The sequence below is a fragment of the Kitasatospora sp. NPDC087271 genome (assembly GCF_044744605.1).
Taxonomy (GTDB): Bacteria; Actinomycetota; Actinomycetes; order Streptomycetales; family Streptomycetaceae; genus Kitasatospora.
Window position 1 is genome coordinate 161,495 of record NZ_JBIUYQ010000017.1, and the last position, 21,257, is coordinate 182,751.

The 21,257-nt window shown below is 72.2% G+C and carries 22 protein-coding genes and 1 pseudogene; 12 read left to right on the plus strand and 11 right to left on the minus strand.

Annotated features, from left to right (window positions below):
• Window positions 1–36 precede the first annotated feature (36 nt).
• Window positions 37–1,152 carry a nicotinate-nucleotide--dimethylbenzimidazole phosphoribosyltransferase gene (locus tag ACIO9K_RS26475; RefSeq protein WP_063347305.1) on the minus strand — a complete coding sequence of 372 codons (1,116 nt, stop codon included), beginning with the start codon at window positions 1,150–1,152 and terminating at the stop codon, window positions 37–39.
• A 28-nt stretch (window positions 1,153–1,180) separates the two neighbouring features.
• Window positions 1,181–1,738 (minus strand): annotated as a pseudogene (gene cobU / locus ACIO9K_RS26480) (bifunctional adenosylcobinamide kinase/adenosylcobinamide-phosphate guanylyltransferase); the annotation flags it as partial.
• Window positions 1,739–1,870: 132 nt separating this feature from the next.
• Here cobU and ACIO9K_RS26485 point away from each other — a divergent pair.
• A complete protein-coding gene (locus ACIO9K_RS26485; RefSeq protein WP_350886321.1) occupies window positions 1,871–2,071 on the plus strand; it encodes a hypothetical protein in 201 nt (66 codons plus the stop codon).
• Window positions 2,072–2,088: 17 nt separating this feature from the next.
• Here the strand turns inward: ACIO9K_RS26485 and ACIO9K_RS26490 are convergent, their stop codons facing one another.
• A complete protein-coding gene (locus ACIO9K_RS26490) occupies window positions 2,089–2,829 on the minus strand; it encodes a methyltransferase domain-containing protein (protein ID WP_363622504.1) in 741 nt (246 codons plus the stop codon).
• Between the two features lie 158 nt (window positions 2,830–2,987).
• The gene (locus tag ACIO9K_RS26495; RefSeq protein WP_400333615.1) at window positions 2,988–3,536 is read right to left on the minus strand and encodes a DUF3043 domain-containing protein; all 549 of its coding nucleotides are present in this window, start codon (window positions 3,534–3,536) and stop codon (window positions 2,988–2,990) included.
• Between the two features lie 340 nt (window positions 3,537–3,876).
• Between ACIO9K_RS26495 and ACIO9K_RS26500 the strand changes: the two genes are divergently transcribed.
• On the plus strand, window positions 3,877–4,680 hold the full coding sequence (locus tag ACIO9K_RS26500) for a PspA/IM30 family protein (protein WP_363580962.1): 804 nt from the start codon (window positions 3,877–3,879) through the stop codon (window positions 4,678–4,680).
• A gap of 37 nt (window positions 4,681–4,717) precedes the next feature.
• Complete coding sequence (locus ACIO9K_RS26505; RefSeq protein ID WP_400333619.1) at window positions 4,718–5,011, plus strand: hypothetical protein; 294 nt, start codon at window positions 4,718–4,720, stop codon at window positions 5,009–5,011.
• 91 nt (window positions 5,012–5,102) lie between these two features.
• Here ACIO9K_RS26505 and nadA read toward each other — a convergent pair whose 3' ends face one another.
• A complete protein-coding gene (nadA, locus tag ACIO9K_RS26510; protein WP_400333622.1) occupies window positions 5,103–6,287 on the minus strand; it encodes a quinolinate synthase NadA in 1,185 nt (394 codons plus the stop codon).
• A 219-nt stretch (window positions 6,288–6,506) separates the two neighbouring features.
• On the opposite strand from nadA, the gene ACIO9K_RS26515 reads away from it, so the two are divergent.
• The 3 genes from ACIO9K_RS26515 to ACIO9K_RS26525 all read left to right on the plus strand — a co-directional run bounded on the left by ACIO9K_RS26515 (window position 6,507) and on the right by ACIO9K_RS26525 (window position 9,686).
• Window positions 6,507–7,430 (plus strand): NADP-dependent oxidoreductase, encoded by a 924-nt coding sequence (locus tag ACIO9K_RS26515; RefSeq protein WP_400333625.1) that lies wholly within the window; start codon window positions 6,507–6,509, stop codon window positions 7,428–7,430.
• A gap of 204 nt (window positions 7,431–7,634) precedes the next feature.
• Window positions 7,635–8,099 (plus strand): Lrp/AsnC family transcriptional regulator, encoded by a 465-nt coding sequence (locus ACIO9K_RS26520; RefSeq protein WP_363622257.1) that lies wholly within the window; start codon window positions 7,635–7,637, stop codon window positions 8,097–8,099.
• Window positions 8,100–8,318: 219 nt separating this feature from the next.
• Window positions 8,319–9,686 carry a pyridoxal-dependent decarboxylase gene (locus ACIO9K_RS26525; RefSeq protein WP_244293334.1) on the plus strand — a complete coding sequence of 456 codons (1,368 nt, stop codon included), beginning with the start codon at window positions 8,319–8,321 and terminating at the stop codon, window positions 9,684–9,686.
• Between the two features lie 76 nt (window positions 9,687–9,762).
• On the opposite strand, the gene ACIO9K_RS26530 is transcribed toward ACIO9K_RS26525, so the two are convergent.
• Window positions 9,763–10,623: a GNAT family N-acetyltransferase gene (locus tag ACIO9K_RS26530; RefSeq protein WP_363622255.1), complete on the minus strand. Its 861-nt coding sequence runs from the start codon at window positions 10,621–10,623 to the stop codon at window positions 9,763–9,765.
• 246 nt (window positions 10,624–10,869) lie between these two features.
• Between ACIO9K_RS26530 and erpA the strand changes: the two genes are divergently transcribed.
• A complete protein-coding gene (gene erpA, locus ACIO9K_RS26535) occupies window positions 10,870–11,223 on the plus strand; it encodes an iron-sulfur cluster insertion protein ErpA (protein ID WP_030391519.1) in 354 nt (117 codons plus the stop codon).
• 94 nt (window positions 11,224–11,317) lie between these two features.
• On the opposite strand, the gene ACIO9K_RS26540 is transcribed toward erpA, so the two are convergent.
• Window positions 11,318–12,016 (minus strand): hypothetical protein, encoded by a 699-nt coding sequence (locus tag ACIO9K_RS26540; protein ID WP_400333631.1) that lies wholly within the window; start codon window positions 12,014–12,016, stop codon window positions 11,318–11,320.
• A gap of 124 nt (window positions 12,017–12,140) precedes the next feature.
• Entirely contained in the window at window positions 12,141–12,350 is a 210-nt protein-coding gene (locus ACIO9K_RS26545) for a hypothetical protein (protein WP_350886337.1), read from the minus strand.
• A gap of 280 nt (window positions 12,351–12,630) precedes the next feature.
• Between ACIO9K_RS26545 and ACIO9K_RS26550 the strand changes: the two genes are divergently transcribed.
• On the plus strand, window positions 12,631–13,608 hold the full coding sequence (locus ACIO9K_RS26550; RefSeq protein WP_363622249.1) for a carbohydrate kinase family protein: 978 nt from the start codon (window positions 12,631–12,633) through the stop codon (window positions 13,606–13,608).
• On the opposite strand, the gene ACIO9K_RS26555 is transcribed toward ACIO9K_RS26550, so the two are convergent.
• A complete protein-coding gene (locus tag ACIO9K_RS26555; protein ID WP_400333634.1) occupies window positions 13,601–15,001 on the minus strand; it encodes a cysteine desulfurase/sulfurtransferase TusA family protein in 1,401 nt (466 codons plus the stop codon). The two genes, ACIO9K_RS26550 and ACIO9K_RS26555, sit on opposite strands and share 8 nt — an antisense overlap.
• Window positions 15,002–15,369: 368 nt before the next feature.
• Here ACIO9K_RS26555 and coxB point away from each other — a divergent pair, with 368 nt between their 5' ends.
• The 4 genes from coxB to ACIO9K_RS26575 all read left to right on the plus strand — a co-directional run bounded on the left by coxB (window position 15,370) and on the right by ACIO9K_RS26575 (window position 19,854).
• On the plus strand, window positions 15,370–16,224 hold the full coding sequence (coxB, locus tag ACIO9K_RS26560) for a cytochrome c oxidase subunit II (protein ID WP_350886343.1): 855 nt from the start codon (window positions 15,370–15,372) through the stop codon (window positions 16,222–16,224).
• Window positions 16,221–17,996: a cytochrome c oxidase subunit I gene (gene ctaD, locus ACIO9K_RS26565; RefSeq protein WP_063347291.1), complete on the plus strand. Its 1,776-nt coding sequence runs from the start codon at window positions 16,221–16,223 to the stop codon at window positions 17,994–17,996. The genes coxB and ctaD overlap by 4 nt, the downstream gene beginning before the upstream one ends.
• Window positions 17,996–18,412, plus strand: coding sequence for a cytochrome c oxidase subunit 4 (locus ACIO9K_RS26570; RefSeq protein ID WP_063347290.1), 417 nt, complete (start codon window positions 17,996–17,998; stop codon window positions 18,410–18,412). Before ctaD ends, ACIO9K_RS26570 begins: the two co-directional genes overlap by 1 nt.
• Window positions 18,413–18,591: 179 nt before the next feature.
• Window positions 18,592–19,854 carry an Ig-like domain-containing protein gene (locus tag ACIO9K_RS26575; protein ID WP_400333639.1) on the plus strand — a complete coding sequence of 421 codons (1,263 nt, stop codon included), beginning with the start codon at window positions 18,592–18,594 and terminating at the stop codon, window positions 19,852–19,854.
• 19 nt (window positions 19,855–19,873) lie between these two features.
• Here ACIO9K_RS26575 and ACIO9K_RS26580 read toward each other — a convergent pair whose 3' ends face one another.
• The gene (locus ACIO9K_RS26580) at window positions 19,874–20,245 is read right to left on the minus strand and encodes a GntR family transcriptional regulator (RefSeq protein WP_063347288.1); all 372 of its coding nucleotides are present in this window, start codon (window positions 20,243–20,245) and stop codon (window positions 19,874–19,876) included.
• A 106-nt stretch (window positions 20,246–20,351) separates the two neighbouring features.
• Window positions 20,352–21,257 (minus strand): cytochrome b N-terminal domain-containing protein (locus tag ACIO9K_RS26585; RefSeq protein ID WP_363622243.1); only part of this gene is annotated, 906 nt, incomplete at its 5' end.

The window sequence follows — 21,257 nt, forward strand, 5'->3', positions numbered from 1 at the left end:
GCCCATGATCCTGGTGCCACGGGTTGCTGCGGGTTCCTACAGCCGCCGCAGCAGGTCCGCCGCCGACGGCAGCTTCGGCTGCTCCTTCGGCGCCGACGGCACGAACGGCCGCGGGGCCTCGTCCGCGAGCGCGTCGCCCGCGGCCTGGAGCAGCGGCAGGGCCAGCAGCGCGCCGAGGCCCTCGCCCATGGTGATCCCCTGGTCCTGCAACGGCGTCAGGGTGAGGCGGTCGTAGGCCTTGGCCTGGGCGGGCTCGCCGCTCGACTGCCCGGCCCGCCACCACTCCGGCGCCCGGAAGGCGATCCGCTGCGCGACCAGCGCGCAGGCCGCCGAGACGACGCCGTCCAGCACCACCGGGAGCCGTCGCACCGCGGCCTGGAGCAGGAAGCCGGTGATCGCCGCGAAGTCGGCCCCGCCGGTGGCGCCGAGCAGCGCCAGCTGGTCGCCGAGGACGGGCCGGGCCCGCCGCAGGGAGTCGCGGATGGTGGCGCACTTGACCATCCAGACCCGGTCGTCGACGCCGGAGCCGCGCCCGGTGACGGCGGCCGCGTCCGTTCCGCACAGCGCGCCGACCAGGACGGCGGCGACGGTGGTGGCGCCGACGCCGAGGTCGCCGAGCAGCACCAGGTCGGTGCCGGCGTCGGCCTCCTCGTCGGCGACGGCCATGCCGGCCCGGAAGGCCCGCGCGGTCTCCTCGGGGGTGAGCGCGTCCTCGACGTCGATCCGGCCGGAGCCGCGCCGGATCCGGTGGGTGACCACGTCGTCCGGGAAGTCGGCGGGGTCGGCGTCCACCGCGACGTCGACGACCCGCACCTCGGCGCCGTAGCGCCGGGCCAGCCGGGTGACCGGCGCGGTGCCGTCCAGGACGGCGCGCACCCGCGCGGCGGTGCCGCCCTTGGCGGGCAGCCGGGACACCCCGAGCGCGGCCACGCCGTGGTCGGCGGCGAACAGCAGCACCTTGGGGGCCGACACCGGCCGCACGGGGGATCGCCCCTGTACGGACGACAGCCAGCTGCCCAGCTCCTCCAGCTTGCCGAGCCCGCCGCGCGGCCGGCCGGCCTCCTGCCAGCGTTCCTCGGCGGCCCGTCGGGCGCTCTCGTCGGGGCGCTCGACGAGCGAGGAGAACGTATCGAGATCCACGGTCGTGTCCATCGTCCGGAAGGCTACACGCCGCAGATGTTCAGGCGGCGGCTGGCTTGACGGTCAGAACCTGCCCGGCCACGACCAGCAGCACACGCTCGGAGGCGTCCGCCACGGCCATGTTCAGCCGGCCCAGGGTGTCGCGGAAGCGCCGGCCGGCGGCGGTCGCCGGGACGACGCCCATCCCGACCTCGTTGCTGACCGCGACGGCCGTGCGCCCGGTGGCCGCCCAGGCCCGCGCCAGGGCCTCGCAGCGCCGCTGGACGGCGGCCTCCCCACCCGCAGCCCAGACCGCGTCGTCCCAGGCGCCGCACTCGTCCATCACGGCGGTCAGCCACAGCGCCAGGCAGTCGACCAGCACCGGCGCCGGGTCGGTCCGGTCGGCCAGCACGGCCTCCAGGTCGCAGGTCTCGGCGGTGCGCCAGCTCGCCGGCCGCCGCTCGCGGTGCAGCGCGACCCGCTGGGCCCACTCGGCGTCGCCGTCCCGGGTGCCGCCGGTGGCCACGTACAGGACGTCCGGGTGGTCGGCGAGCAGCTGCTCGGCCCGGGTGGACTTGCCGGAGCGGGCGCCGCCGAGCAGCAACGTGCGGGGGAGCGGGTGGTGGATCGCCATGCCGCCCATCCTGCCCGACCGGTCATCCGGACCGTCCGGCCAGGCATACGGAAGATCGGGCCGGGCAGGCTAAGGTGCGCAGCACGCAGGCAGCGTCGTCGGTGGGAGGAGCCGGGCATGGTCTGGACGTGGCGGTACGAGAAGGCGGACGGCACCGCGGTGGTGCCGGAGGGCGCTCAGGAGGAGTTCGCCGGTCAGGGGGACGCCGAGACCTGGATCGGGGAGTCCTGGAAGCAGCTCGCCGAGGACGGCATCGACACGGCGGTCCTGCTGGACGACGACCGGGTGATCTACTCGATGAGCCTGCACGAGGCGTAACCGCCGTCGCGGGGCCGCTACTTGGCGCCGACCACGTGCAGCAGCGCGGCGACCCGCCGGTACGGGTCGGTGCGGCCGGCCCGGTCCTCGGCCTCCAGCAGCTGGGCGAGTTGCCGCCCGTCCACCGGCGGGGTCGCGTCGTCGGGCGCGTTGTCGGTGAAGACCCGTACGCCGTACCAGTGCTTCAGCGGCACCGACACCTCGGAGAGGGTGACGGTGAGGTCGGCGAGGCGGTCGGCGCGGGCGGCCAGCCCGAGACGGTTGTAGTACCGGTCGCTCTCGAAGGCGTGCAGGGCGGCCCGCCAGTCCCCGGCGGCGGCGGGCCGCAGGGCGAGCGCGTCGCGGTTGCGGACCAGCAGCGAGAGCAGCCCGCCCGGGGCCAGCAGCCGGGCCAGCGAGGCGATCATCGGGTCGGGGGCGGGCAGGTACATCAGGACGCCGTGGCAGAGCACCACGTCGAAGCTGCGCGGGCCGAACCAGCGCCCGCACTGGTGGGCGTCGCCGCTGAGCAGTTGCAGCCGGCCGGCAACCTCCGGCGGTTCCTCGGCGAGCGCCCCCTGGGCGACGCCGAGCGCGACCGGGTCGGAGTCGATGCCGGTGACGTAGTGGCCGGCCCGGGCCAGGCGCAGCGCCTGGGTGCCCTGGCCGCAGCCGATGTCGAGGACGCGCTGCGCGGTGCGGCCGGCCAGCTGCTCGGCGAGCTGCCGGGAGACCAGCTCCTGGCGGACGAAGTCGCGCAGTCCGCCGAGCCGGTCCAGCCAGGCGCCGGTACCGCCGGCGAAGGAGCCGCTGCGCGAGGGCAGCCGCCGCTCCTGGCCGATCCGGTCGTGGCCGCCGTCCCCCTGCCCCGGCAACGCGTACAGGCCGGGCCCCTCCCAGGAAGGGGGGGCCCAGCCGGAGTCCACCGGTTCGGCGGTCAGGGCTTCTCCCCGCGCCGCACCTGCGGCTTGGGCAGTCGCAGCCGGCGCATCTGCAGGATGCGCATCAGGCCGTAGGCGACCGCGCCGCGGGTGTTCTGGCCGGCGAAGCGCTCGGCGAACTGCTTGCGCAGACCGAAGCCGAGGCGGACGAAGTCCAGGATCACCAGCACGAAGAACAGCAGGAACAGCAGCGTGGACAGCAGCTGGATGGCGGGCACCTTGATGATGCTCAGCACCAGGATGACCACGGCGGCGGGCAGGAAGAACTCGGCGAGCGACCAGCGGGCGTCCACGTAGTCGCGGGCGAACTTGCGCACCGGGCCCTTGTCACGGGCCGGCAGGTGGCGCTCGTCGCCCTCCAGCAGCGCGGTGCGCTGCTTCTCGCGCTCGGAGCGCATCCGCTCGCGGGCCTGGCGGGCGGCCTCCTTGCGGTCCTTGGGCACCGTCACCCGGGTGCGCCGGTTGGCCTCGGCCTCACTGCGCTTGGGCGTTGGCCGACCCTTCTTGGCCTGGGGGTGGCGGGTCTCGTCCGGCTTCTCCAGCACGGTGGCGGAGGCGGCTGCATCATCTGAACGGCGTCGGAACACACCACCAGCGTACGGGGTGCCGGGCGGCTTCTCGGGGTCCCCTCGGACCCAAACGCGTATCAATCCGCGAGGTCGGCGCCCGCCGGGGTTTCCCGGCCCCTTCCCGTAGGGGATCAATCGGATGGACTATGGAGGGGATGAGAGGCGGATCCACCCGGGGGAGGAGGAACTCCGCTGGTCGCTGTAGCAGTCTTGTAGCAGGCAGGTGCACTGCGGCGACGGGCTCGCTGCACATACACTCGTCGTGTCTGGTATCGAGATAGAGACCGCAGGCCGGAGAAGGGGGCACCCGAGGCCCATGAGCGACGGAATCATGAAGCGTATGGGGTTGATCTTCCGCTCCAAGGCGAACAAGGCCTTGGACCGGGCGGAGGATCCCCGAGAGACGCTCGACTACTCCTACCAGAAGCAGCTCGAACTGCTGCAGAAGGTACGGCGTGGCGTCGCGGACGTCGCGACCTCGCGCAAGCGCCTGGAACTCCAGCTGACCCAGCTCCAGCAGCAGTCGGCGAAGTACGAGGACCAGGGCCGCAAGGCGCTGTCCCTGGGCCGCGAGGACCTCGCGCGCGAGGCGCTGACCCGCCGGGCCAACATGCAGTCCCAGATCACCGACCTGGAGACGCAGTACCAGGCCCTCCAGGGCGAGGAGGAGAAGCTCACGCTCGCCTCCCAGCGGCTGCAGGCCAAGGTGGACGCCTTCCGCACCAAGAAGGAGACCATCAAGGCCACCTACACCGCCGCTCAGGCGCAGACCCGCATCGCCGAGTCCTTCTCCGGGATCTCGGAGGAGATGGGCGACGTCGGCCTGGCCATCCAGCGGGCCGAGGACAAGACGGCCCAGATGCAGGCCCGGGCCGGTGCGATCGACGAGCTGCTGGCGTCCGGTGCGCTCGACGACTCCAGCGGTCTCGGCCGCAAGGACGACATCGAGGCCGAGCTGGAGCGGGTGGCCGGCGGCACCGACGTCGAGCTGGAGCTGGCCCGGATGAAGGCCGAGCTGGGGGGCCCGTCCTCCGGTCCGGCCGCGATCGAGCAGGGCAATTCGCAGCAGCCGCAGGCCCAGCCGCAGCAGGACACCCCGCGCATCAACTACAACAAGTGATCTGAGCTCCATCCCACGAACCAGGGAGACGCACGGCATGATCATGAGGGTCATGGGTGAGGGGCAGTACGAGGTGGGCGAGTCCCACCTGAACCTGCTCAACGAGCTCGACGCCGAGCTCGTCACCGCACTGGAGTCGGGGGACGAGGAGCACTTCCGTCGGGCCTACGGCAAGCTGCTGGACGCGGTGAAGCAGTTCGGCACTCCGGTGCCGCTGGATTCACTGGCGCCGTCCGAGCTGATCCTGCCGAGCGCCGAGGCGACGATCGACGAGGTCCGCGAGCTGTTGATGGCCGACGGCGAGGGTGTGATCCCGGGCTACCCCGAGTAGCCGCCGCGGCCGGTGCCAGACGAAAGGGCGGGTCCCCTCCGGTGGGAGGGGACCCGCCCTTCGTCGTGTCCCGGCGGCCGGGCCGGGCCGGCTACGGCAGGGCCAGCATCCGGTCCAGCGCCGCCTTGGCGTACTTCTCGGTCTCCGGGTCGACGGTGATCACGTTCGGCACCCGGCCCTCGACCAGCGACTCCAGCGCCCAGACGAGGTGCGGCAGGTCGATCCGGTTCATGGTGGAGCAGAAGCAGACCGTCCGGTCCAGGAAGACGATCTCCTTGTCCGGGTGCGCCTTGGCCAGGCGGCGGACCAGGTTCAGCTCGGTGCCGATGGCCCACTTGGAGCCGGGCTCGGCGGCGTCCAGCGCCTTGATGATGTACTCGGTCGAGCCCACCATGTCGGCGGCCGAGACGACCTCGTGCTTGCACTCGGGGTGCACCAGCACGGTGACGCCGGGGATCCGCTCGCGCACGTCGTTCACCGAGTCCACGCTGAACCGGCCGTGCACCGAGCAGTGGCCGCGCCACAGGATCATCTTGGCGTCCCGCAGTTGCTCGGCGGTCAGGCCGCCGTTCGGCTTGTGCGGGTTGTACAGGACGCAGTCGTCCAGCGAGAGGCCCAGATCGCGGACCGCGGTGTTGCGGCCGAGGTGCTGGTCGGGCAGGAACAGGACCTTCTGGCCCTGCTCGAAGGCCCACTCCAGGGCGCGTTCGGCGTTGGAGGAGGTGCAGATGGTGCCGCCGTGCTTGCCGGTGAAGGCCTTGATGTCGGCGGAGGAGTTCATGTACGAGACCGGGACGGTGACGTCGGCTATGCCGGCGTCGGTCAGCACGTCCCAGCACTCGGCGACCTGCTCGGCGGTGGCCATGTCGGCCATCGAGCAGCCGGCCGCGAGGTCCGGGAGGACGACCTGCTGGGCGTCGCCGGTCAGGATGTCGGCGGACTCGGCCATGAAGTGCACGCCGCAGAAGACGATGTACTCGGCCTCCGGGCGGGCCGCCGCGTCCCGCGCGAGCTTGAAGGAGTCGCCGGTGACGTCGGCGAACTCGATCACCTCGTCGCGCTGGTAGTGGTGTCCGAGGATGAAGACGCGGTCACCGAGCGCGGCCTTGGCGGCGCGGGCGCGCTCGACGAGGTTCGGGTCGGAGGCCGGGGGGAGGTCGCCGGGGCACTCGACGCCGCGCTCGCTGTTCGGGTCGGCCTCGCGGCCGAGCAGCAGCAGAGCGAGCGGCGTCGGAGTGGGGTCGACGCCGTGGGTCTCGGTGATGGTGGTGGTCACGGGCGGGTGCCCTTCTGTGCGGCCGATCAAGCCTGAAGCCTTTTCGTCTATCTGACGCTATCTATGATAACCGGTTGGCGTCAGAGCGACGATGGCCATCCTGTCGATGTGACGAGAACCGCTCGCCGAATCGGACCCCGGCGGAACCGGATGACCGTTTTGGGGTGGTCCTGGCGTGGCCGAATCGATATCCGGCCGGGCCCGGGTATGGCTGAGGCCATGAAGGCAATCGCGATCAACCGCTACGGCGGCCCCGAAGTCGTCGAGTACACCGACCTGCCCGACCCCAAGGTCGGTCCGGACTCGGTCCTGGTGCGGATGCGGGCGGCCGGGGTGAACCCGGTGGACTGGAAGATCCGGGACGGCGCCCTGGACGGCCTGCTGGACGCGCACTTCCCGCTCGTCATGGGCTGGGACCTGGCCGGCGTGGTCCGCGCCGTCGGCGGCGGCGTCACCGAGTTCGCGCCCGGCGACGAGGTCTACGGCTACGTCCGCAAGGACACCGTCGAGCACGGCACCTACGCCGAACTCGTCTCCGCCCCGGTCCGCACCCTCGCCCGCAAGCCGGCCGCACTGGACTGGGCCCAGGCCGGCGGCCTGCCGCTGGCCGGGCTCACCGCGCTGCAGAGCCTCAAGGCACTGCGGCTGCGGTCGGGGGAGACCCTGCTGGTGCACGCCGCGGCCGGCGGGGTCGGGCACCTGGCCGTCCAGATCGCCCGGGCCCTCGGAGCCCGGGTGATCGGCACCGCGGGCGAGCGCAACCACGACTACCTGCGCGGCCTCGGCGCCGAGCCGGTGCTCTACGGCGAGGGCCTGGCCGACCGGGTCCGGGCGCTGGCCCCGGGCGGGGTCGACGCGGCCCTCGACCTGGTCGGCCACGGCGCCGTCCCGCTCTCGGCGAGCCTGGTGGCGGACCAGAGCCGGATCGCCTCGATCACCGACTTCGGGGTAAAGGCCCTCGGCGGCCACTACGTCTGGGTCCGCCCGGACGCCGCGGACCTCGCCGAACTGGCCGCTCTCGCCGACGACGGCCGGCTGACCGTCACCGTCGCCTCCACCTTCCCGCTCTCCCAGGCGGCCTCCGCCCAGGCGCTCAGCGCCGAGGGCCGCACCCGGGGCAAGATCGTCCTGCTGGCCGACTGACGGCCGACTGACGGCGGACCGGTTGCCGACCGGCGGCGGACCACCGGCGGACCACCGGCCGTCATCTGCCAGCGGTGAACTCGCTCCTGACATCCGCCAGAATGGTTGGCGAACCGTTTCGGCAGCCGCCCCTACCGCCCTCCGTCCGAGGGCCCGCCGCCCGAGGCCGCAACCGACCCGTACGACCCGTGGAGCCCCGCACCGATGACCAGCAGCCGAGCGCACGAGGTGGTCGGGACCGACCTGGACGAGACCGACCGGCTCCTGCTCGCCCGGCTCGGCCGCGACGGCCGCGCCTCGTACGCCGAGATCGGCCTCCAGGTCAACCTCTCCGCCACCGCCGTGCGCCGCCGGATCGACCGGCTGCGGGCGCGCGGCGTGGTGCGGGGCTTCACCGTGGTGCTCGACCCGTCGGTGCTCGGCTGGCAGACCGAGGCCTTCGTCGAGGTCTACTGCCGCGAGCGGACCGCCCCCGAGGAGATCCTCGCCAGCCTGCGCCAGTTCCCCGAGGTGATCGCCGCCTGGACGGTCACCGGCGACCCGGACGCCCTGGTCCACCTGCGCGCCGCCGACATGCGCCACCTGGAGGCCGTCATCGAGCGCATCCGCCGCGAGCCCGGCGTCCAGCGCAGCCGCTCCTCGGTCGTCCTCTCCCAGCTCATCGGCTAGGGCGCGCCCCGGCCCGCCGGCCCCCGTCCGGCCCCCTCCGGCCGGTGCGCAGGAATCCTGCGCGGACCGGCCCGAAGACGCCCGAAAGCTGCCTGACCAGCCGGGTTCCGACGCGCGGCGAACCCCTCCCGCTGCCTACGCTGATCACGTCCGGTCCACGCGGTGAACCGCCCCGCCGACCGGGCATCCCCCGACACCCCACAGCCGAGAGGGACAGCCGTGTCCGCAGCCCCCGACCGCATGCACCGGCCCGACAACGAACTGGTCGACCTGGTTTTCGACTACATGCGGGACCGGCTGCAGTACGACCCCGTCCCGCTCGACCACCCCGGTGACGGCGAGCACCTGCGCGCCCAACTGGCCGGTCTGCTGAACGCGGACGGCAACGCCCCCGCCGACGTGCTCAAGCTCTACGACCACGAGCTGTCCCGCGCGGTGATCTCCGCCGACAGCCCGCGCTACCTGTCGTTCATCCCGTGCGCCCCGACCAAGGCCGCGCTGCTCTTCGACATGGTGGTCTCCTGCGCCTCCCTGCAGGGCATCTCCTGGCTGGAGGCGGCCGGCGCGATCGCCGCCGAGAACCAGGTGCTGCGCCTGATCGCCGACCGCGCCGGCCTGCCCGCCTCGGCCGGCGGCACCTTCGTCTCCGGCGGCTCCGCGGGCAACCTCTCCGCCCTCGTCGTCGCCCGCGACACCGCCCGCCGCAAGCTGGGCGTCGGGCCGGAGGCGCGGCTGCGGATCGCCGTCGCCGACCAGGTCCACTCCTCGGTCAAGAACACCTTCAACATCATCGGCGTCGAGGCCTTCAAGGTCCCCACCGTGAACCGCCGGTTCACCGGCGAGGCGCTGCGCGCCGCGCTGGCCGCCGACCCGAACCCGGAGACCGTCATCGCGGTCGTGGGCACGGCCGGGACGACCAACGAGGGCATCGTCGACGACCTCAAGGGCCTGGCCGAGGTCGCCCGCGAGCGGGACCTGTGGTTCCACGTCGACGGCGCCTACGGCGGCGCGGGCCTGTTCGCCCCCTCGGTGCGCGAGCGCTACAACGGCATCGAGCACGCCGACTCCTTCGTCGTCGACCCGCACAAGTGGCTGTTCGCCCCCTTCGACTGCGCCGCGCTGATCTACCGCAACCCGCAGCTCGCCCGGGCCGTGCACACCCAGGACGCCTCCTACCTCGACGTCCTGCACACCGAGGGCGACGAGTGGAACCCCACCGACTACGCCTACCACCTCACCCGGCGCGCCCGCGGCCTGCCGCTGTGGTTCTCCCTCGCCGTCCACGGCACCCAGGCCTACACCGACGCCATCGAGGCCGGCCTCACGCTCGCCCGGGACACCGCCCAGCTCATCCGCGACACCGACCACCTGGAGCTGTTGTTCGACCCGCAGCTCTCGGCCGTCTGCTTCAAGCGCAAGGGCTGGACCAACGAGGACTACTACCGCTGGTCGCAGCAGCTGCTCGCGGACCAGATCGGCTTCGTCACCCCCACCGGCTGGGACGGCGAGACGGTCGCCCGCTTCGCCTTCCTGCACCCGGGCACGACGATGGACATGGTCCGGGAGATCCTGGACACCATGGCCTGATCGGCCCCCGGCGACCCGTGGCCCCCGTCGGAGCAGCCAGCCGGCGGGGGCCCCGCCGTCCCGTCGTCCCGTGGGTTCACAGGAAGGCGCCGCTCGGCAGGTACGGCGCCGGCGGCCGCATCCCGCGCAGCCCGACGAAGCCCCGGCTCCGCGGGGTCAGCCCCACCTCCAGGCCGACGTCCAGCGCCCACTCCTGCTCGGCGGTCAGGAACTCCACCCGCGCCTCGACCCCGTCCGGCACCCGGGCCAGCGCCTCGCGCAGCAGCCGGGCGGCGATCCGCTTGGTGGTGGCCGCCAGCAGCTTCACCTCGCCGCCGTCCCGGTAGCAGTAGCCGCTGCCGGCCAGCGCGTCGGCGATCAGCAGTTCCTCGAAGTGGCCCAGCATCAGCTCGTGGTCCGGGCCGTGCGCGGACCCGCGCAGCCGCCGGTCCACCGAGTCCAGCAGGTGCCGGTGGACGGCGCCGCCCCGGTGCACCGGGATGTCCCCCGGGTCGAGCAGCCCGGCCCGGTCCACCCGCCCGGTCAGCCGCATCGCCGGGTGCAGGGTGAACCCGGCCAGCCGGTAGCGGCGGGCCGCCGCCGGGGACGCCGACGCGCAGACCATCCCGCGCAGGCAGCCCCGCGAGTGTGCCGCCGCCCGTTCCAGCAGCAGCCGCCCGACGCCCTTGCCCTGCGCCTGCGGCCGGACCGCGAACAGCGACGGCGCCCACAGGCCCTCCCGGCGCATCGACAGCACCGCGCCGACCGGCTCCCCGCCGCTCTCCGCCAGCCAGCAGCCCTCCGGATCGGTGCGGGCCAGATGTCTGGTCCGGGCGAGCTGCAGCGGGGTCGGTGCGGGCGCCGGACCGGGCAGGGCCGGATCGGCGAACGCGGCGAGGGAGAGCTCCTGGACGGCCTCCGCGTCGGCGGCGGTGTCCCTGACCTGGCGCAGGATCATGGCCACCATCCTGGCGTCCGCGGGCCCGGCCCGGGGCCGGTTCCCCGGATTCCGCGGCTCGGGCGGTGACCCACCCTCCCGGGTTGTGCGAGCATGGGGAACGTAGGGGACGCGGGTGGCACACCCGGCCCACGGAAATTCCGCCACCAGCAAGCCGACGAAGACAATCGCCGTTCGGGAAATGAATCCGGACGGCCGTTGGTTGGCACTGGGGGCAAACCGTCGTCAAAGACCGGGAGAAAGCAGATGACCGTCCAGGACGAGACCACCGTCGAGAGTGGCATCCTCCTTACCGATGCCGCCGCGGCCAAGGTCAAGGGCCTGCTGGAGCAGGAGGGCCGCGACGACCTCGCACTTCGCGTCGCCGTCCAGCCCGGTGGCTGCTCCGGCCTGCGTTACCAGCTGTTCTTCGACGAGCGCTCGCTCGACGGCGACGTGCTCAAGGACTTCGACGGTGTCAAGGTCGTCACCGACCGGATGAGCGCCCCGTACCTGGGCGGCGCCACCGTCGACTTCGTCGACACCATCGAGAAGCAGGGCTTCACGATCGACAACCCGAACGCCACCGGCTCCTGCGCCTGCGGCGACTCGTTCAGCTAGGCAGCACCGCTCGACGCTCGTTCGAGCCGCAGTACGGAGGCGGCCCCGGGGATCATCCCCGGGGCCGCCTCCGCGTTCCGCACCGTTGTCGCGGCTACTGGCGGGCGACGTCCGGAGTGACCGGGTCCGGGCCCATGTGCGGATCGGCCTCCAGCGGCACGTTCTGGCCGCTCGACTGGTCGGTCACCGTCCGCCCGGCCAGCGGCGAGCGCAGATCGGCGGACACCGACTGCCGCTTGGCCAGCGCGTTGCAGACCTGCCCGGGCTGCACCGGCGCCGCCACCACGATCCTGACGTCCACCCGGCCGGGGTGCGACTCGTCCGCCTTCAACGCGTACTTCTGGCAGACCCCGCCGAAGAAGTAGACGGTCAGCCCGTTGCTGCCGTCCACCCGGTAGGAGACCGCCGGGCGCGCCCCCGACCCGGCCGGGTCGGGCTCGCCCACCGCGATCCCGGGGCCCGGGGGAGTGCCCCCGGAACCGGCCGTCGACGGCTGCCCCGGGGCGGGCGAGGCCGCGGTGGGGGCCCACTTGGTCGGCGGCGTCTGGCCGGGCTGGTCCGACGTGGCCGACGGGCTCGCCGCCGGAGCCGGCGCGGACGGGGCGCCGGAGGACGCCGGGGCCTCCGGGGAGGCGCTCGCGCCCGCCGAGGTCGTGGCCGCGCCGCCCGCCGCCGAGTCCGACGAGGTCTTGCCGTCCCCGTTGCACCCGGCCACCGTCACCACCGCCGCCAGCGCCAGGCCCGCCAGGGCCACCGCCCGCCGACCGCGCCGGGGCATCGTCTCCAGGTCCATCTGCACATCCTCCCGAGGGCTCAGCGGTGCCGCCCGCTCGGCCGCTCCGCGCGGATGTGACGTGACCCGGTCGGATCCGGTTCCACTTCGGTTCCGCCCGCCCCGGGCCGGGGCGGGCGCCGGGTCACATGCCGTACTCGGCCATCCCGGCGACCAGCCGCTGCGCGTCGGACGGCACCCGGAACCCCTCCCGGGCGGGCGCGGCCGGCTCGGGACCGGTCGCCAGCAGCGGCCAGAACCGGCGCAGCCGCCGGGACGAACTCACCAGCGCGTCGAGGCTCTCGCCGTCGGCTTCGGTCCGGAGGGCGGGCAGCGGGGCGTGGCTGGGCATCATCGGGCATCGCTCCGATCCATGGCCGTGGCCGCACTGCCACGGTCGACGACGGGGCCCGCCCGGCTCGGCGGGGCCCCTGCTGCCGACCCTAGGCCGGGGTTCGGCCCACCCACCAGTGCTACCCGGAGGTAGTACACGTTCGACGGTGACGGGTGCCACGATGGCACTGCGGGCCGGCGGATTGCGGCGGTCTTGCTGCCGCCCGCCCCGAGCCCGGTACCGTGTGTGGGTTCACCCGTGCTTGCCCGTTGGCCCCGCAGCCATCCTGAGGAGACCTCCCGTGCGTATCGCCGTCGCCGGCTCGATCGCCACCGACCATCTGATGACGTTCCCCGGTCGGTTCGCCGACCAGCTCGTCGCCGAGCAGCTGCACACCGTGTCGCTGTCCTTCCTGGTCGACACCCTGGACATCCGCCGCGGCGGAGTCGCGCCGAACATCGCGTTCGGCATGGGCGTGCTCGGGCTGCGCCCGATCCTGGTCGGCGCGGCCGGCGCGGACTTCGCCGAGTACCGCAGCTGGCTGGAGCGCAACAACGTGGACTGCAACTCCGTCCACATCTCCGAGACCCGGCACACCGCCCGCTTCATGTGCACCACGGACGAGGACCACAACCAGATCGCCTCGTTCTACACCGGCGCCATGGCGGAGGCCCGCAACATCGAGCTCAAGCCGATCGCCGACCGCGTCGGCGGCCTCGACCTCGTCCTGATCGGCGCCGACGACCCGCAGGGCATGGTCCGCCACACCCAGGAGTGCCGCACCCGCGGCTTCGCCTTCGCCGCCGACCCCTCCCAGCAGCTGGCCCGCCTGGAGGGCGACGACATCCGCGACATCGTCGACGGCGCCGCGTACCTCTTCACCAACGAGTACGAGGCCGCGCTGATCGAGAGCAAGACCGGCTGGGACGCCGAGGAGATCCTCACCCGGGTCGGCACCCGGATCACCACCCTGGGCAGCAAGGGCGTGCGGATCGAGCGCAAGGGCGAGGCGGCGATCCTGGTCGGCTGCGCCGCCGAGGAGGCGAAGGTCGACCCGACCGGCGTCGGCGACGCCTTCCGGGCCGGCTTCCTGACCGGCCTGTCCTGGCAGCTCGACCTGGAGCGCGCCGCCCAGCTCGGCTGCATGCTCGCCACCCTGGTGATCGAGACCGTCGGCACCCAGGAGTACGAGCTGCGCCCGACCGCCTTCCTGAAGCGCTTCGAGGACGCCTACGGCGCCGAGGCCGCCGCGGACATCCGCGCGCACCTGGTCAAGTAGTCCGCCGGACGACGAGGTAGGCCGAGCCCCGGTCGCCGCCGTAGTCGGCGGCCGGGGCCTCGCCCGCGTACTCCTGGCCGCGCATCCCGCACCAGGCCGGGATGTCCAGCCGGGCCGCCTCGTCGTCCGCGAGCACGGCGACCGTGCCGCCCTCCGGTACCTCGCCGATCCGCTTCGCCAGCTCGATGACCGGCAGCGGGCAGCGCTTGCCCAGCGCGTCGATCACCAGCAGGGGCCCGGCCGCCGGCTCCGGCTCCGGGGCCGGCAGGTCCAGCCCGAGCGGCGCCCGGACGCCGGCGACCAGCTCCGGCAGCACGGTGAGGAAGCGTTCGACGTCGGCCTCGGCCGTCCCGGGCGGCAGCGAGACCCGGACGTTCCCCTCGGTGAGCACCCCCATCGCGGCCAGCACATGGCTCGGCGTCAGGGTGGAGGAGGTGCAGGAGGAGCCGGAGGAGACCGCGAAGCCCGCCCGGTCCAGTTCGGTGAGCAGCACCTCGCCGTCCACGTACAGGCAGGAGAAGGTGACGATGTGCGGCAGCCGCCGCACCGGGTCGCCGACCACCTCCACCTCGGGCACCAGCTGCGGCACCCGGGCCCGGATGCGCTCCACCAGCGCGTGGAGCCGGGCGTTCTCCCGCGCGGCCTCGGCCCGGACGGCCCGCAGCGAGGCGGCCGCGGCGACGATCGCCGGGACGTTGACGTAGCCGGGCACCCGCCCGCCCTCGCGTTCGTCGGCCGGCAGCGGCGAGGCGTACCGGACGCCCTTGCGCACCGCCAGCACCCCGACGCCGGGCGGCCCGCCCCACTTGTGCGCACTGGCGGTCAGCAGCGACCAGCCGGCCGGGACGTCCACCCGCCCGACGCTCTGCGCCGCGTCGACCAGCAGCGGGACACCGGCCTCGCGGCAGTGGCCGGCGACCTCGCCGACCGGCTGGACCGTCCCCACCTCGTGGTTGGCGCTCTGCAGGACGGCCAGCGCGGTGTCCGCGCGCAGCAGCGCGGCGAACACGTCCGGGTCGACCCGGCCGCCGCGGTCCACCGGCGCCACCGAGACGGTGCCGCCGCCCGCCTCCTGACGTTCGGCGACGTGCAGCACGCTGGAGTGCTCGACCGCCGAGTGCACCAGGTGGCCGCCGCGCCGCCGGTGGCCGGCCAGCGCGCCCAGCATGCCGAGTTGCACCGCCTGCGTCCCGCTCGCGGTGAAGGCGATCTCGTCCGCCCGGGCGCCCAGGGCCTCGGCCACCGTCTCGCGGGCGGCGTCCAGCAGCATCCGGGCCTGCCGGCCGGAGCGGTACAGCCGGGCCGGATCGGCCCAGCCCTCGTCCAGGGCGGCGGTCAGCGCCTGTCGTGCGACGGGGTGCAGCGGGGCCGTCGAGGCCGCATCGAAGTACACGGTCACATTTAACGACACACCCGGAGGCTTTCCGGTCCGACGACGTCGCTTACCGGCCGTCAGTCGATCACCCCGAATGTCCGCTTCGTCCGCGTCCGACGGACCGTCACCCGCGTAGTTCGAGGTCATCCCCCGATCGGGCGTAAGGACCTCGAATGCCTACGATGACCTGCGGCGCAGCCCCTGCCGGGCCTGATCGGGCGACCGGGCGGCGCGTTACCGGGGGCTGCCCGTCAGGAGCGCATAAGGCTGGAGTAGGGTTTGGCCCGCATAAGCATTCAAACCGTGCCCGTGGACGGGTCGCCGGGGAGGCTCACAATCCTCCGCGGGGCGACGCGAAGGCGGGCGAGACTTCGGGAAGGCGCTACGTGAGTCCCAACGGCTCCGACCGCTCGCCGCGGCGCACGATGCGGCGGAAGCTGCCTCAGGCGCTGGCACTGGGCCTCGTCATCGCGACCGCCACCGGCTGCTCGGCCAACGACCTCCCCAGGCTTGGCCTCCCGAGCCCCGTCACCAAGGAAGGGCCGATGGTCCTCCAGATGTGGCAGGGCTCCTGGATCGCGGCGCTGGTGGTCGGCGTACTGATGTGGGGTCTGATCATCTGGAGCGTGATCTTCCACCGGCGCAGCCGCACCGGCGTGGAGGTCCCCCCGCAGACCCGGTACAACGTGCCCATCGAGGCGCTCTACACCGCGGTCCCCATCATCATCGTGTCGGTGCTCTTCTACTTCGTCGCCCGCGACGAGTCGAAGCTGATCGCCGTCTCAGAGAAGCCGCAGCACACGGTCAACGTGGTCGGCTTCCAGTGGAGCTGGGCGTTCAACTACGAGAACACCGAGAACCCCGACCCGGCCAACAAGGACGCCGCGTACGACGTCGGTACGCCCAAGGAGGTTCCGACCCTCTGGCTGCCGGTCAACGAGTCGGTGCAGTTCCGGCTGACCTCGCGTGACGTCATCCACGACTTCTGGCCCGTCAACTTCATGATGAAGATGGACGTCGTGCCGGGCGTGGTGAACCGGTTCGAGGTCACCCCCACCGTCAAGGGCGAGTACATGGGCAAGTGCGCGGAGCTCTGTGGCGTCGACCACTCGCGCATGCTGTTCAACGTCAAGGTCGTCGACCGCGCCGACTACGACAAGCACCTGGCGGACCTCCGGGCCAAGGGCCAGACCGGCGCGTTGCCCTCCGGCATCACGACCATGGGAAGTGAAGAGAAGTGACCATCCTCAACGAGCCCGCCGCGGCCGGCGGGGGCGCCGGGGCCGTCACGGTCGGGGCGCAGCGGACCCGCAAGCCGGGTTCGACCATCATCAAGTGGCTGACCACCACCGACCACAAGACGATCGGCACCCTGTACCTGGGCACGTCGTTCGCCTTCTTCCTGATCGGCGGCATCCTCGCGCTGGTCATGCGCGCCGAGCTGGCTCGTCCCGGGACCCAGATCCTGTCGAACGAGCAGTTCAACCAGGCGTTCACGATGCACGGCACGATCATGCTGCTGATGTTCGCGACGCCGCTGTTCGCCGGCTTCGCGAACTGGATCATGCCGCTCCAGATCGGCGCCCCGGACGTGGCGTTCCCGCGTCTGAACATGTTCGCGTACTGGCTGTACCTCTTCGGTTCGACCATCGCGGTGGCGGGCTTCCTGACCCCGAACGGCGCGGCCAACTTCGGCTGGTTCGCCTACTCCCCGCTGTCGGACGCGGTCCGTTCGCCGGGTGTCGGCGCCGACATGTGGATCATGGGTCTGGCCTTCTCCGGCTTCGGCACGATCCTCGGTGCGGTCAACTTCATCACCACGATCATCTGCATGCGCGCCCCCGGCATGACGATGTTCCGGATGTCGATCTTCGTCTGGAACGTCCTGCTGACCGCCGTGCTGGTCCTGCTGGCCTTCCCGGTCCTGGCCGCCGCGCTGTTCGCCCTGGAGGCGGACCGTAAATTCGGGGCCCACGTATTCGATCCCGCCAACGGCGGGGCGATGCTGTGGCAACACCTGTTCTGGTTCTTCGGCCACCCCGAGGTGTACATCATCGCGCTGCCGTTCTTCGGCATCGTGTCGGAGATCATCCCGGTCTTCAGCCGCAAGCCGATGTTCGGCTACTCCGGCCTGATCGCGGCCACCATCGCGATCGCCGGTCTGTCGGTGACGGTGTGGGCGCACCACATGTACGTCACCGGGCAGGTGCTGCTGCCGTTCTTCTCCTTCATGACCTTCCTGATCGCGGTCCCGACCGGTGTGAAGTTCTTCAACTGGGTCGGCACCATGTGGAAGGGCTCGCTGAGCTTCGAGACGCCGATGCTCTGGACGGTCGGCTTCCTGGTGACCTTCCTCTTCGGTGGTCTGACCGGTGTGCTGCTGGCCTCCCCGCCGATCGACTTCCACGTCTCGGACTCGTACTTCGTCGTCGCCCACTTCCACTACGTGGTCTTCGGCACCGTCGTCTTCGCGATGTTCGCCGGCTTCCACTTCTGGTGGCCGAAGATGACCGGCAAGATGCTGGACGAGCGCCTCGGCAAGATCACCTTCTGGACGCTGTTCTTCGGCTTCCACACCACCTTCCTGGTCCAGCACTGGCTCGGCGCCGAGGGCATGCCCCGCCGCTACGCCGACTACCTGGCCTCGGACGGCTTCACCACGCTGAACACCGTCTCGACCATCGGCTCGTTCGTGCTCGGCGCCTCGATGCTGCCGTTCCTCTACAACGTGTGGAAGACGGCCAAGTACGGCGAGAAGGTCGAGGTCGACGACCCGTGGGGCTACGGCCGTTCGCTGGAGTGGGCGACCTCCTGCCCGCCGCCGCGGCACAACTTCCTCACCCTGCCCCGGATCCGCTCCGAATCCCCGGCCTTCGACCTCCACCACCCGGAGATCGCCGCGCTGGACTACCTGGAGAACCACGGTGAGCCGGCCAAGCACCTCGCCGGCGTGACCCCGGCGAAGTACGACGCCCCGAAGCTGGACAAGGGCAAGAAGGAGGGCGACGTCTGATGAAGGAACAGGGAAAGATCTTCCTCGGCCTGGCCGTCTTCGTCCTCGCGATGGCCGTCACCTACGGCCTGTGGACCAACCACTCGGAGCACGGGATCGAGGCGGCCGGCACCACGGCGCTGTTCCTCGCCTTCGCGCTCTGCGCCTTCATCGGGTACTACCTCGCCTTCACCGCCCGCCGGGTGGACAGCGGCGCGGGTGACAACCCCGAGGCCGAGGTGGCGGACGACGCCGGCGAGCTGGGCTTCTTCGCCCCGCACAGCTGGCAGCCGCTCTCCCTGGCGATCGGCGGTTCGCTGGCGTTCCTCGGAGTGATCTTCGGCTGGTGGCTGCTGTTCTGGTCGATCCCGATCATCCTGATCGGCCTCTTCGGCTGGGTCTTCGAGTTCTACCGGGGCGAGAACCAGAACCAGTAGGTTCCCGGGTTCCGCCGACGGCGACAGGGCCGGTCCTCCCGCACGGGGAGGATCGGCCCCGTTGCGTCTCCAGGGTGACGAAACCACTCACCCGGGTGAACGCGGGGTCGCTCCGATGTCGCTTCGGCCAGCCTCGTTCCTACGATCTGAGCAATCGTGCGGACCCTCGGAGGCGTTTCATGGCCGACAGGCGCGGAATCGCAGGTATCGGCGGCATCTCGCTGACCCTCGCAGTACTGGCCCCGCTGGCCGCCTGCTCGTCCGGCGGCGGCGAGGCGGTCGGCCCCCACCGGATCGACGCGGCCGCGCTCGTCCACCTCTCGGCCGAGGGCGGGGGCAAGGTCGACCCCTCCAAGCCGGTCACGGTGACGTCCGTGCCCGGCAGCCGGCTCACCGACGTCACCGTGACCGGCCCGGACGGCCGGGTGGTGGCCGGTCAGCTCGCCGAGGACCAGCACAGCTGGCAGACCACCGGCCGGCTGAAGGCCGACACCGACTACTCGGTGCGGATCGCCGCCGACGACGGCAAGGGCGGCCGCGGCGACACCACGGCGGACTTCAGCACCCTCGCCGCCCAGCGCCTGCTCACCGCCAAGCTGGGCCCGGACTCCTCCGGCAGCGGCATCTACGGCGTCGGCCAGCCGCTCACCGTGCAGCTCTCCGAGGCGGTGCAGGACCCGCAGGCCCGCCAGGAGGTCGAGCGCGTCCTGACCGTCAGCTCCCAGCCCGCCGTCACCGGCGCCTGGTACTGGGTGGGCGACAAGGAACTGCACTTCCGCCCGCAGGAGTACTGGCCGGCCGGCACCACCGTCTCGCTGGCCTTCGACGGCACCGGCGTCCGGATCGAGGACGGCCTCTACGGCGGCGACCGCAGCACGCTGGGCCTGCGGATCGGTGCCCGGGTCGAGACGGTGGTCGACGCGGGCGCCCACGTGCTCACCCTCAGCCGTGACGGCGAGCTGGTCCGGAGCATCCCGGTGACCACCGGCAAGCCCGGCTTCGACACCCGCAACGGCGTCAAGGTGGTGCTCGGCCAGGAGCGGTCCGTCCGGATGAACGGCGAGACGATCGGGATAAAGGCCGGGAGCTCGGAGTTCTACGACCTCAACGTGGAGTGGGCCACCCGCGTCACCTGGAGCGGCGAGTACGTCCACGCGGCGCCCTGGTCGGTCCGCTCGCAGGGCCTGGAGAACGTCAGCCACGGCTGTACCGGCATGAGCACCGAGAACGCCAAGTGGTTCTTCCAGAACACCAGGGTGGGGGACCTGGTGACGGTGGTGAACAGCCGCGGCGCCACCATGGAGCCGTTCGGCAACGGCTTCGGGGACTGGAACATCTCCTGGACGGACTGGGTCAAGCACAGCGCCCTCGGACAGCCCGTCAGCACCACCGCGCCGTCCTCCCAGGCCCACGCCTCGGGGATGATCCGCCCGGAGGCCTGAGGGCCCCTGGAGCGCCTTCTCAGGCCTCCTGGTAGGCCAGCCGCAGGGCGGCGTCCACGGCGGCCAGCGCGTCCGCCCGCGGGAGCCCGAGCCGGGTCGCCCGCTCGGCGTACTCGGCGGCGGCCGCGGCGGCCAGCCGGTGCGCGGTGTCGCCGGTGGCCGCGATCAGCGTGCCGCGCCGGCCGTGGGTCTCCACCACGCCGTCCGCCTCCAGCTCCCGGTACGCCCGGGCGACCGTCCCGGCGGCCAGCCCCAGCTCCTCGGCCAGGGCCCGGACGGTGGGCAGCCGCAGCCCGGTCGGCAGTTCGCCGGAACGGGCCCGCTCGGCGATCTGGGCCCGGATCTGCTCGTACGGGGGAGTGGCGGCGGCGGGGTCGACGGACAGCTGCACGGGAGCTCCTGGAGGGTGCGGACGGGGGACGGGAAAGCCCGAGGGCCGCCGACCAGAAGAACTCTGGTCAGCGGCCCTCGGGTGTGACGCTGCGGGGCGTACGGGATCAGTGGTGGCCGTGGCCGCTGGTGATCTCGTGGTGCTCCTCGGAGGTCGGCTTGGGGATCTGGGCGCCGCCGCCGTAGAAGCCGCGGGACAGCTTGGCCCGGGTGCGGCCGAGCAGGCCGGCCTTGCTGGCCACGCCGTTCTCGTCCGTCTGGGCCGGCAGCTCGACCGGCTGGACCTGCTCGTGCGCGGTGAGCTTGTACAGGTCCTTCTGCGGCAGCTGGGCGTGCACCTCGACGAACTCGCCGTGCGGCAGGCGCTTGATGACGCCCGTCTCGCGGCCGTGCAGCACCTTCTCCTTGTCCCGGCGCTGGAGGCCGAGGCACCAGCGCTTGGTGACGATGAAGGTGATGACCGGCACCGCGAAGAAGCCGACGCGGACGAAGTAGGTGATCGAGTTGATCGACAGGTGCAGGTGGGTGGCGAACAGGTCGTTGCCACCACCGACCAGCAGCACCAGGTACAGGCTGATCCAGGCGGCGCCGAGCGCGGTGCGGACGGGCGCGTTGCGCGGGCGGTCCAGGATGTGGTGCTCGCGCTTGTCGCCGGTGATCCAGCCCTCGATGAACGGGTAGACCGCGATCGAGACCAGGACCAGCGGGAAGATCATCAGCGGGATGAAGACACCCAGGTTCAGGGTGTGGCCCCACAGGCCGACCTCCCAGCCCGGCATGACGCGGATCAGGCCTTCGGAGAAGCCCATGTACCAGTCGGGCTGGGCGTCGGTGGACACCTGGTCGGGGCGGTACGGGCCGTACGCCCAGATCGGGTTGATGGTGGCGATCGCCGAGATGGCGGCGATCAGACCGAAGACCAGGAAGAAGAAGCCACCGGCCTTGGCCATGTAGACCGGCATCAGCGGCATGCCGACGACGTTCTTCTCGGTCTTGCCCGGGCCCGCCCACTG

Coding starts and splice junctions, on each gene's coding strand:
- ACIO9K_RS26475 (WP_063347305.1), bottom strand. CDS start 1,152: ATGGACACGACCGTGGATCTCGATACGTTCTCCTCGCTCGTCGAGCGC.
- ACIO9K_RS26485 (WP_350886321.1), top strand. CDS start 1,871: ATGGTCTGGACGTGGCGGTACGAGAAGGCGGACGGCACCGCGGTGGTG.
- ACIO9K_RS26500 (WP_363580962.1), top strand. CDS start 3,877: ATGAGCGACGGAATCATGAAGCGTATGGGGTTGATCTTCCGCTCCAAG.
- ACIO9K_RS26505 (WP_400333619.1), top strand. CDS start 4,718: ATGATCATGAGGGTCATGGGTGAGGGGCAGTACGAGGTGGGCGAGTCC.
- ACIO9K_RS26515 (WP_400333625.1), top strand. CDS start 6,507: ATGAAGGCAATCGCGATCAACCGCTACGGCGGCCCCGAAGTCGTCGAG.
- ACIO9K_RS26520 (WP_363622257.1), top strand. CDS start 7,635: ATGACCAGCAGCCGAGCGCACGAGGTGGTCGGGACCGACCTGGACGAG.
- ACIO9K_RS26530 (WP_363622255.1), bottom strand. CDS start 10,623: ATGATCCTGCGCCAGGTCAGGGACACCGCCGCCGACGCGGAGGCCGTC.
- erpA (WP_030391519.1), top strand. CDS start 10,870: ATGACCGTCCAGGACGAGACCACCGTCGAGAGTGGCATCCTCCTTACC.
- ACIO9K_RS26540 (WP_400333631.1), bottom strand. CDS start 12,016: ATGGACCTGGAGACGATGCCCCGGCGCGGTCGGCGGGCGGTGGCCCTG.
- ACIO9K_RS26545 (WP_350886337.1), bottom strand. CDS start 12,350: ATGATGCCCAGCCACGCCCCGCTGCCCGCCCTCCGGACCGAAGCCGAC.
- ACIO9K_RS26570 (WP_063347290.1), top strand. CDS start 17,996: ATGAAGGAACAGGGAAAGATCTTCCTCGGCCTGGCCGTCTTCGTCCTC.
- ACIO9K_RS26575 (WP_400333639.1), top strand. CDS start 18,592: ATGGCCGACAGGCGCGGAATCGCAGGTATCGGCGGCATCTCGCTGACC.